This window comes from Streptomyces acidicola, from assembly GCF_009377235.1.
Lineage (GTDB): Bacteria > Actinomycetota > Actinomycetes > Streptomycetales > Streptomycetaceae > Streptomyces > Streptomyces acidicola.
Window position 1 is genome coordinate 1 of sequence record NZ_VMNX01000521.1, and the last position, 1,326, is coordinate 1,326.

Sequence of the window (1,326 nt, forward strand, 5' to 3'; positions counted from 1 at the left end):
CAGTGGAGCAGGGACGGGGTGCTTCAGCTGCCGTATGCGACGGGGGTGGTGCCGTGTGGGGTGTCGTGGGTGGAGGTGCCGGGGGCTGTGCAGGAGTGCATGCCTTGTGCGTCCGCAGGTGCGCCTGGGGATGTGGCTGCGCATGTGGGAGTGCCTGCGTCTGCGTCTGCGTCTGCGTCTGCGTCTGCGTCTGCGTCTGCGTCTGCGTCAGGTGATACGTCCGCGCCGGAGCCACTGCCGCTTCTGGAGCCGTCGGAGCCCGTCGCCGCGCGTCCGGTGCCGTTGCGGGAGGCGCCGTTGAGGGGGCAGGTCGGGGCGGAGGCAGGCTGCCCAACACCCGTGTCCGCCACCACAGTTGTCACACCGGCCCGTTAGACTCACCGCTTGTACGAAGATCTCGCTGACGGGGTGAACACTTCCACATGAGCGACGCACACACCACGGAACCGCCCGCCGCCGACGCCTACGCCCACGAGGCCTCCGGCCACGGCAAGCATCGCGGACAGGTCTCGGTGAACGACTCCGAGGCGACCCCTCGGGGCCGGCACCGCAGGCAGTCCGAGCAGACCGAAACGGCCGCCTGACCGACGTTCGGCTCTGCTGAAACGTCAAGCCGGCCAAACGTCGAGCCAGCCGGAGGAAAGTGCACGCCGTGCGCCTCGCACTGTGCAAGCAGTGCGAGACGCACGGCACACAACCCCGCCAGCGCGATGCTTCCGGGGCCGTCGCATGGTCGTCCACCCCGTCACTCTGCCAGGCGAGGCCTCCGGCGCCTGGCCTTACAAGACGTCGAACACGTCGGGCAGTGGCGGGAAGTGGGACGCACAGTCGTCGCACGCGTACACGTTGAATCCCGGCCCGGAATTCTGGTGCACCTCGGAGACGAGAACCGGAGTGTCAGTGATCCGGTCGCAGCGCACGCACATCCGCACGGGCGGACGTACGACGGCCGAGGCATCGCTGCGCGCGCACCCCTGGCAGACCTGCCGGTGCCGTGCAGTTCCGCCGCTGTCCGTGGTGACGGTCACGTGCGGCGGCTCAGTCGACCCGCACTTCTCGCACACACCGGCCCCCTCGCGGTCGGCGACGTCATGATGCGGGCCGTAGTGCCCCACGATCCGCAGGCAGAGCCCCGCCGCGCCGGGGAGCAGTGCCCCGCATTCCGCCACGCCGGACCGCTGGAGCCAGGCGTGGCATCCGCAGCAAGAATCGCGCCCGCCGCGACGGCTCGACCAACCCGCCGCCCGGATTCGCCACGTACGCCCAACAGCAGCCGTACGGCAACCAGGGCCCGCCCCCGAACCCCTACCAGCAACAGCCCACACC

1 protein-coding gene is annotated in these 1,326 nt (G+C 70.1%); it reads left to right on the forward strand.

Features of this window, described 5'->3' with window-relative positions; translation table 11 throughout:
* Positions 1-422 precede the first annotated feature (422 nt).
* Entirely contained in the window at positions 423-584 is a 162-nt protein-coding gene (locus tag FPZ41_RS47735; RefSeq protein ID WP_194236472.1) for a hypothetical protein, read from the forward strand.
* The last annotated feature ends 742 nt before the right edge of the window (positions 585-1,326 follow it).

Excerpts from the sequence above, each read along its gene's own strand:
- FPZ41_RS47735 (WP_194236472.1), top strand. The coding sequence starts at position 423 with ATGAGCGACGCACACACCACGGAACCGCCCGCCGCCGACGCCTACGCC.